This is a genomic window from Flexivirga sp. (assembly GCF_035551235.1).
In the GTDB taxonomy this organism is placed as follows: domain Bacteria; phylum Actinomycetota; class Actinomycetes; order Actinomycetales; family Dermatophilaceae; genus Flexivirga.
This window is the reverse complement of the sequence record NZ_DASZNO010000031.1, coordinates 1-8,338: the sequence shown is the minus strand read 5'-3', so window position 1 is coordinate 8,338 and position 8,338 is coordinate 1. Positions and strand designations below refer to the sequence as shown.

The 8,338-nt window shown below is 69.4% G+C and carries 8 protein-coding genes; 4 read left to right on the top strand and 4 right to left on the bottom strand.

The features are described 5' to 3' along the window. Positions 1 to 1,128, bottom strand: a 1,128-nt coding sequence (locus tag VG502_RS11220; RefSeq protein ID WP_325550142.1) for an alpha/beta fold hydrolase, incomplete at its 3' end; no start/stop codon positions are given. Positions 1,129 to 1,206: 78 nt separating this feature from the next. Then, positions 1,207 to 1,662, bottom strand: a complete 456-nt coding sequence (locus VG502_RS11215) for a PadR family transcriptional regulator (RefSeq protein WP_325550141.1) — start codon at positions 1,660 to 1,662, stop codon at positions 1,207 to 1,209. 406 nt (positions 1,663 to 2,068) lie between these two features. Between VG502_RS11215 and VG502_RS11210 the strand changes: the two genes are divergently transcribed. From VG502_RS11210 to VG502_RS11200, 3 genes are read left to right on the top strand one after another with little or no spacing between them, the layout of a single operon-like run. Then, the gene (locus tag VG502_RS11210) at positions 2,069 to 2,455 is read left to right on the top strand and encodes a hypothetical protein (protein ID WP_325550140.1); all 387 of its coding nucleotides are present in this window, start codon (positions 2,069 to 2,071) and stop codon (positions 2,453 to 2,455) included. A gap of 40 nt (positions 2,456 to 2,495) precedes the next feature. Then, on the top strand, positions 2,496 to 3,320 hold the full coding sequence (locus tag VG502_RS11205) for a MerR family transcriptional regulator (RefSeq protein WP_325550139.1): 825 nt from the start codon (positions 2,496 to 2,498) through the stop codon (positions 3,318 to 3,320). Next, positions 3,320 to 4,189, top strand: coding sequence for a transglutaminase-like domain-containing protein (locus tag VG502_RS11200; protein ID WP_325550138.1), 870 nt, complete (start codon positions 3,320 to 3,322; stop codon positions 4,187 to 4,189). The genes VG502_RS11205 and VG502_RS11200 overlap by 1 nt, the downstream gene beginning before the upstream one ends. Before the next feature lie 8 nt (positions 4,190 to 4,197). Here the strand turns inward: VG502_RS11200 and VG502_RS11195 are convergent, their stop codons facing one another. Continuing rightward, the gene (locus VG502_RS11195; protein ID WP_325550137.1) at positions 4,198 to 4,800 is read right to left on the bottom strand and encodes a TetR/AcrR family transcriptional regulator; all 603 of its coding nucleotides are present in this window, start codon (positions 4,798 to 4,800) and stop codon (positions 4,198 to 4,200) included. A gap of 51 nt (positions 4,801 to 4,851) precedes the next feature. Here VG502_RS11195 and VG502_RS11190 point away from each other — a divergent pair, with 51 nt between their 5' ends. Further along, on the top strand, positions 4,852 to 6,285 hold the full coding sequence (locus VG502_RS11190; RefSeq protein WP_325550136.1) for an MFS transporter: 1,434 nt from the start codon (positions 4,852 to 4,854) through the stop codon (positions 6,283 to 6,285). Between the two features lie 54 nt (positions 6,286 to 6,339). Here VG502_RS11190 and glgP read toward each other — a convergent pair. Beyond that, positions 6,340 to 8,338 (bottom strand): alpha-glucan family phosphorylase (gene glgP / locus VG502_RS11185; RefSeq protein WP_325550135.1); only part of this gene is annotated, 1,999 nt, incomplete at its 5' end.

Here is an 8,338-nt window from a genome sequence, read left to right as displayed (position 1 = left end):
CTGCCGGGTCGACGGCAGCCCACGCTCGGTCACACGCCAGTCGAGACCGCGTTCGAGCGCGTACATGGATCGCACGTTGTCACGATAGGTTCCGGGAATCCACAACTGGTCAACGAGTTGCGGCGTGACCAGCTCCTTGTGGACGAACAGCCCGCGGACGGCGGACTCGACCATGCTCCGGTTCGCACCGAGCTTCGCCAGCGCCTCGCCCACGACCGGCTGTTTGAAGATCTCCCAGCTCCAGACATCCGGCTCGTCCAGACCGGACGGCGCGAGCAGCACGAGCTTGCTGACCCGCTCGGGGTGTTGCTGTGCGTACGCGAGTCCCCAGCCACCACTCCACGAGTTGCCGCCGAGTAGGACGGTCTGGAGGTGCAGCGCGTCCAGGAACTGACCGAGCGCCTCGGTCATGCCGTCCAGATCAAAGGTGAAGGTCTCGTCGTGCAGGCGGGTCTCCCCCTGGCCTGGCAGGTCCACCGCGTACACCGTGTGGTCCCGTGCTAGCACAGCTACCTGAGCATCCCAGGCAGCCGCAGGCGAAGCCCCTGGCGCCAGCAACACCACCGGCGCACCAGAACCACGCTGGAGATAGTGCACTCGAGCCAGTGGAGTCTCGACGTACCTTGCGTCAACGGAAGCGGCAGGGTGCGGCTGCTCCGACGGCTGATACACGTAGGCGACCAGCACGAGCGCTGTCACCGCAACTACTGGACCTGCGACCACGGTTGCCTTCAGCCACCGCCTTCGCAGCATCTTGAGGTCAGCGATGCACAGTGCGATGCACGCCGGTGTGTAGAGCAGCAGGTTGAGCCAGTAGAACGTCGTACCGACGTCTGTGAAGGCCCAAGCCAGACCAAGGGCGGCTCGCGCTGCCAGGCCGGCTGCGACGCCGGCGACTACGAGTCTGGCGACTGCGGACCGGTCGGACCGGAGTACCGCGAAGGCCAGCAGGAGGTGCAGCGCTGCGAGTGGCAGCACCACCTGTGGAGCGAACGACAGCTGAACGCCGAGGACCGCTCGGGAGAGTGTTCGCTCGTCGGGCGCGGGCCAGGTTGCGCCCGTTGCCCAGTAGACGTGCACCGCGGCCAGCAGGACATGCACGCCGGCGACGATCCTTCGAGACTGCATCCCGAACCCTCCTCAGTTGTGGATGACAACTCGAAGAGGAGCGGTTCGGACGGGACGTTCCCCGGGGTGACCTGGATCTCAGGCCTCCGGCTCGGAGGGGTTGACGGGGTTGACCGGGTTGACGGGGTTGACCGGGGCGTCGGCGAGCAGCAGGTAGAGCGAGCGGCGGGCGTCGGCCAGGATCTTGGCCGCCGCGGTCTGCTGCTCCTCGGAACCGCTGCGGGCGACCTGCCGGGTGGCAGAATGCAACTCCTCGAGCAGTCCGCGCAGGTCGGTCGCGGGGCCGGCGTTCGTGAACCCGGCGAACGGGTCGATCGACGCCTCGCGTCGGCCTTCTACCGCCTCGCGTCCGGCGTCGGTCAGCGTGACGAGCTTGCGGCCGGCGTCCGCGGTCACGGTGACCAGGCCCTCGTCCTCCAGTTGGTTGATGGTCGGATAGATCGCGCCGGGGCTGGGGGTCCAGCGCCCGCCGCTGCGGTCGGCGATGGCCTGCATCAACTGGTAACCGTGCATCGGCTCCTCGGCGAGCAGCATCAGCACAGCCGTCCGGACATCGCCGCGCGGCGCCCGGCCACGACCACGACCGGACCCACGACGCGAGCTGCGCTCCGAGCCCCGTTCAGAGCCACGCTCAGGATTGCGCTCAGGACCGCGCTCAGAACCGCGCTCAGAGCCACGCTCAGAACCGCTCTCGGAGCCGCGCTCGGAACGACGGCCGCGGCCACCGTGTCCGCGGTGCATCGGCAGGCCTTCGCCCGCCCACGGTCCACCGCGACGGGGGTGATGGTGACCGCCTCGGCGGCCACGGAGTTCGTTGGGGGTGTTCATAATATCCTCCTCGATATTCTTCATGACACTAACGATATATCGTTACCGTCATCAAAACAACCCCTCGGGAAACCCGCTTGCGGAAGGCGCATCGGGTGTCGACCGTGAGGAGATGGACCTGTTCGAGGAACTGATGGGCGAAGTGCTGACGACGGCCGAGCGGTTCGGTCACCGGGAGCACGTGCGGCTGACGTGGCTCGCCGTACGGCGGTGTGGGCCGGCCGGGGCGGTCGACCTGGTGAGCACGGGCATCCAGCGCACGGCGCGGTACGCGGGGGCGCCGCAGAAGTACAACGCCACGGTGAGCCGGGCGTGGGTCGAGCTGACGGCGTACCACATGGGCGAGGCGCCGGACGAGAGCTTCGAGGAGTTGGTACGACGCAACCCGGGGCTGCTGGACAAGCGGCTGCTGACGCACTTCTACCAGCCGCGCACGCTGGCGTCGCCGGCGGCGCGAAACGGCTGGGTCGAGCCGGATCTGCGGGCCTTCCCGGGCTGATGCTTTACCTTGCCCCAGGGGCAGGGGGTTTGATGAGCGCGTGTTGACGATCGGAGAGTTCGGGCGGCGGGCCGGACTGTCGTTGAAGGCGTTGCGGCTGTACGACGTGTCGGGGCTGCTGGCGCCGGCGCAGGTGGATCCCGCCAACGGCTACCGGCAGTACGACGAGAACCAGTTGGAGCGGGCGCGGCGGATCAGTGTGCTGCGGCAGTTGGACATGCCGCTGACCACGATCGCCGAAGTACTCGCCGGAAGCGACGAGGACGCGCTGATCCGGCTCGACCGCTGGTGGGCCGCCGAGCAGGCGACCACCGCGTCCCGGCAGGCGACCCTGCAGTACCTACGCGACCGGTTGTCGCGATCCGGTACGACGGGACTCGCACCCCGCCCCGTGCTGACCCGCGACGTACCGGCGACCAAGATCGCGACGATCCGGGCCGACACCAACCAGCAGCTGCTGATCGGTGTGATCGTGACGTGCACCGACGAGATCATGACGTACCTGCGAGCCGCCGGCGCGACCGCGACCGCCGGGTCGTGGGTGATCTACCACGGCGCCGTCACACCGGAGGGTGAGGCGACCGTCGAGGTGTGCGTGCCGTTCGAGGGGCTCGTCGATCCGTCCGGGCGGATCGGGATCCGGGTCGAACCGGCGCACCGCGAGGCGTACTGCACGATCACGATGGACGAGTGCGCGTACCCGCGGATCATGCTCGCCTACGACCTCGTCGTCGATCACGTCCGCGCGTCCGGCGTACCGGAGGCAGGTCCGCCACGCGAGGTGTACCGCGCGGACTGCCACCTGCTCCCCCGCGACGAACCGGCCGTCGACATCGCACTGCCCATTCACGAGAGGACGTTCTGATGGACTACGCGATCCAGACCCGTTGGAGTGACCCCGGCGTCCACGCCGGACTGTTCGACGCGCTGCCGGACGACATTGCGGGCGTCGCCGCAGTGGTACGCAACCTGGTGATCCACTACCGCGGCGGCGGCATCGAGTTCACCGGCGAACGGCTCGCCGAGATCGACAGCCGCTGGGTGTCGGCGATTCTCGCCACCGACCAGTCGCGCAACGGTACGCCGCTCGCGGAGCCGCGGGAGCCGGTCGACCGGGTCGTGGGGTGCTGCCGGGACCACACACTGCTGTTCGTTTCCGCCCTGCGACACAAGGGGATCCCGGCCCGCAGCCGGGTCGGGTTCGCGGAATACTTCGCCGAAGGGTTCAACCATGACCACGTGGTCGCCGAGTACTTCAACAGCGAACGGTGGGTGATGATCGACTCCGAACTCGAGCCGGGCACCTACCCCTTCGATGTGGCGGACATCCCGGCCGGGCCGTTCCGGTCGGCGGCCGAGGTGTGGCTCGGGTACCGGGCCGGGGAGCTCGACGGCGATCTGTACGGCGCCGACCCGACCCCGGATGCTCCGCTGAAGCTGCACGGCGGCTGGTTCATCCGCAACTACGTGCACTACCAGTTGGCCCACCTCAACGGTGACGAACTCCTGCTCTGGGACAACTGGGGCGCGATGTCCGACAGGCTGGACGGCGCCGACATCGAGCTCACCGACCGGATCGCCCGGCTGATGGTTGCCTCCGACAACGGAGACGAGACGGCCACGAAGGAGGTCGACGACCTCTACCGCACCCACCCCGGCCTGACGTTCACCGGCCGCTCCTTCGTCACGTCACCCGCCGGCAAGCCCCCGTTCGAGTGGGTGGATCTCGTCTGAGTGGACAGTCACCCTCCAAACCCGGAGCGAAGCCGGTCCAGGAGCCGATCGACGCGGGCGCGGTGGTCATCGGCCACCTCGTCCGCGGCGTCGCCCGCCAGCTGGCGGCGGGCGGTCTCGCTGAGGACCGTGGTGTAGCCGGCCACGAAGAACGCCGCCAGAAGATCGGCGTCCTCTTCGGACCCTGACCCCGCGCCGGCCAGCTCGTCGGCGAGGGTTTGCCGGAGCTCGTCGGCGACCTCCCGGGCCCTGGCGATCAGGGCCGGTGACGCCGCAACCGTCGCGAAGAACGGGACCGAACCGTCCTTGAGCCCGGACAGTGCGTGCCGCTCGTCCGCCAGGCGCAGCGTCGCCTCATGCAGGGACGCCAGTACGTCGCCGCCGTTGCGCACCGCCGTACGCAGGACGTCCATCGCATCGTCGGCGCGGTCGAGGAGCAGGTCCTCCTTGCGCGGGAAATGCTTGAACACGGTCACGCTCGACACGCCGGCCTCGCGCGCGACCTCGGCGACCGTGACCTCGTCGAAGCCGCGCTCCAGGAACAACTGGGTGGCGACCTGCGAGATCCGGGCGCGCGTCTGCGGTCCGCCGCGGGCTGCGGTTCTGGGCATCTGCGACCTCGCTCTCTTGTGTCACTAAGCTTAGTCAGTTAACTTAGTGGCATGTCCTCAACTCAGGCAACTGTCATAGCAGGCGCGCCGCGTTCGCTGCGGGAGGCGTGGGTCGCACTGGCCGGCCTCTCAGCGGTCTTCCTCTTCGAGATGCTCGACAACTCGATCCTGAACGTCGCGCTGCCCACCATCGGACGCGAACTGCACGCTTCGACCACCGCGCTCCAGTGGGTGACCGGCGCGTACGCGGTCGTGTTCGGCGGGCTGATGCTTGCGTTCGGGGCGATCGCCGACCGGTTCGGGCGCCGGCAGGTCATGCTCGCCGGGCTCGTACTGCTCGGTGTGGCGAGTCTCGCGACCGCGTTCGTCGACACGGTCGGGCAACTGATCGCCGTCCGGGTGGCGATGGGCGTCGCGGCCGCGATGACGACGCCCGGATCGATGGCGCTGAGCTTCCGGCTGTTCGAGGACGACGGCCTTCGCGTCCGCGCCACCACCTTGATCTCGACGGTGGGGCTGGTCGGGCTCGCGCTCGGTCCCACGGCGGGCGGCTTCGTGCTCGCGATCGCGCCGTGGCAGGTGCTGCTGCTGGTCAACGTGCCGATCGCGGTCCTCGCGATCATCGGCATCAGGCGGGGCATCGCCGCCGACGTACCTTCCGACCTGCACCGCGATCCGATCGACGTCGCAGGCGCAGTCCTCGGTACGGCGGCGATTGTGCCGGCGCTCGTCGCGCCGACGCTGTTCGTCAACGAGGGCGCCGGGTCGTGGAGCCCGTGGGCATTCACCGCCGGCGCCGTTGCCGGGGCCGTGCTGTTCTACCTCCGCGAGCGCTCAGCGACGTACCCGCTGCTGGACCTCGAGCTGGTCGCGCATCCGCTGGTGTCCAGCGGGCTCGCGTTCAAGGCCGCGGCCGGACTCGCGACGGCCGGGCTCGGGTACCTCGTCACGCTGCAACTCCAGCTCGACTGGGGATGGACGCCCGGGCTCGCGGCGATCGGGATGCTGCCGCAGGTCGTCGTCCTCGTCGCCGGCGGCGCACTGATCCGCCCCTTCGTCGAACGGGTCGGACTGGAGCGTGCCGCGTGGATCAGCGCGGCGGCTGTCGTCGCCGGTCTCGCGGTGTACGGCGTACTGAGTCGTCACGGCTATCTCTGGGTCGCCATCGCGCTCGCCCTGGTCGCGGCCGGGATGCGCGTCGTCGGCGTAGTTGCCGGAGTCAACGTTCTCCGTGGCCTCCCGCCCAGCCGCACCACGATCGGCGCCGCGCTCACCGACACGGCCACCGAAGTCACCTCAGGCGCCGGCCTGGCCATCACCGGCACCGTCCTCGCGGTCCTCTTCACCGGCCCCATCACCAGCCCGAACTGGACCGCCCACCAAACCACCGAATTCCACACCGCCACCACCGTCGCGGCCCTGACCCTCACCGCACTCGCCGCCGCGCTGGTCCTCTACGGGATCGTCCGCACCCGGCGCGCCTGAACCGGGCAGCAGAACGCCCCCGCCTGGTGAGGCAGGCGGGGGCGTGTGGGTGGCTCAGAACTCCGAGCCGGCCGGGAGGTCGGGGGTGTCGGGGTCCTCGGGGTCCGACGGGCCGGCGGCCAGACCGAGCTCGGCCTGGCTGGCGAGACCCTGGTGGTTCGGCACGACGCGGACCGTGTAGCCGAACGGGCCGGTGCGGTCCAGCTTCAGCTCGCCCTCGTACCGGTGCCGGTTGCCCTCGTAGGTCTCGGCCAGCGACAGCGACGTCCGGACCGGGTCCGTGATCTCGTCGTTGGTGTCGACCCGCCCGTGCAGGACCTCGACGCAGATGTCCGACGGCTCGAGGTCGCCCAGCGCCGCGAACGCCCGCAGTCCGACCGTCGTCCCGAGCTGCGGTACGTCGCCGAGGCCCTGGAGCTCCACGTGGTCGACCCGGATCTGCGGCCAGGCCGCACGGACCTTCTTCTTCCACGCGGCCAGCTCGCGAGCACCGTCGTACGTCGAGTTCAGCGCGCGCGACGACTGCGCGGCCGGAACGTACAACTGCTCGACGTAGTCGCGCACCATCCGGGTGGCGAGCACCTTCGGGCCGAGCTCCTTGATCGTGTGCCGCAGCATCTCGATCCAGCGGCCCGGGACCTCGCCGTCGTAGAACCGCGGCGCGACCTGCTTCTCGATCAGGTCGTACAGCGCGTGCGCCTCGAGGTCGTCACGCCGGTCGGTGTCCTCGATGCCCTCGGCGGACGGGATCGCCCAGCCGAACTCGTCGTCGTACCACTCGTCCCACCAGCCGTCGCGGATGGACAGGTTGAGCGCACCGTTCAGCGCCGCCTTCATGCCCGACGTACCGCAGGCCTCGTAGGGACGCAGCGGGTTGTTCAGCCAGACGTCGCAGCCCGGGTACATCGGCTGCGCGAGCTTGATGTCGTAGTCCGGCACGAACACGATCCGGTGCCGCACCTCCGGGTCGTCGGCGAACCGCACCATCTCCTGGATGAGCTTCTTGCCGCCCTCGTCGTGCGGATGCGCCTTGCCGGCGATCACGATCTGCACCGGCCGCTGCGGGTGCAGCAGCAGCGACTTCAGCCGCTCCGGGTCGCGCAGCATCAGCGTCAGCCGCTTGTACGACGGGACGCGCCGCGCGAAGCCCATCGTCAGCACGTCCGGGTCCAGGATCGAGTCGACCCAGCCGAGCTCGGCGTCGCTGGCGCCGCGGTTGATCCAGGACTGCCGCACCCGCGACCGGGTGTCGTCGATGAAGCGCTGCCGCAACAGCCGCTTGGTCTCCCAGATCTGCGCGTCGGTGGTCTTGTCCAGACCCTCGAACACCTCGTCGCTCTCGGTGGTGTAGTTCGCGTAGGTCAGGTCGTGGACCTCGCGCGCCACCCAGGTCGGCGCGTGCACGCCGTTGGTGATCGAGGTGATCGGTACGTCGACCGGGTCGAAGCTCGGCCACAGACCGGCGAACATCCCGCGGCTGACCACACCGTGCAGCTTCGAGACGCCGTTCGCGCGCTGCGCGAGCCGCAGGCCCATGATCGCCATGTTGAACAGCGCCGGGTCGCCGCCCTCGAAGTCCTCCGCGCCGAGCGAGAGGATCCGGTCGATCGGGACCTCGGGACCGAACACGTCGGGCGAGAAGTGCTGCTGGATCAGCTCGACCGGGAACCGGTCGATACCGGCCGGCACCGGCGTGTGCGTGGTGAACACGGTGCCGCCGCGGTTCACCTCGAGCGCGGTGTCGAAGTCGAGGTCCTTGTCTGCTGCCAGCTCGCGGATCCGCTCGATGCCGAGAAAACCGGCGTGGCCCTCGTTGGTGTGGAACACCTCGGGCGCCGGGTGGCCGGTGATCCGGCAGTACGTGCGGACCGCGCGGACACCGCCGACGCCGAGCAGCAGCTCCTGCAGCAGCCGGTGCTCGGTCGAACCGCCGTACAGCCGGTCGGTCACCTCGCGCTCGGACGGCTCGTTCTCCTCGATGTCGGAGTCGAGCATCAGCAGCGGCACCCGGCCGACCTGGGCGACCCAGATCTGCGCGTGCAGCTCGCGGTTG

Bases quoted from the DNA above. Each gene is read 5' to 3' on its own strand.
- VG502_RS11215 (WP_325550141.1), bottom strand. From the start codon at position 1,662: ATGCTGCTCGCCGAGGAGCCGATGCACGGTTACCAGTTGATGCAGGCC.
- VG502_RS11195 (WP_325550137.1), bottom strand. From the start codon at position 4,800: ATGCCCAGAACCGCAGCCCGCGGCGGACCGCAGACGCGCGCCCGGATC.
- VG502_RS11210 (WP_325550140.1), top strand. From the start codon at position 2,069: ATGGACCTGTTCGAGGAACTGATGGGCGAAGTGCTGACGACGGCCGAG.
- VG502_RS11190 (WP_325550136.1), top strand. From the start codon at position 4,852: ATGTCCTCAACTCAGGCAACTGTCATAGCAGGCGCGCCGCGTTCGCTG.
- VG502_RS11200 (WP_325550138.1), top strand. From the start codon at position 3,320: ATGGACTACGCGATCCAGACCCGTTGGAGTGACCCCGGCGTCCACGCC.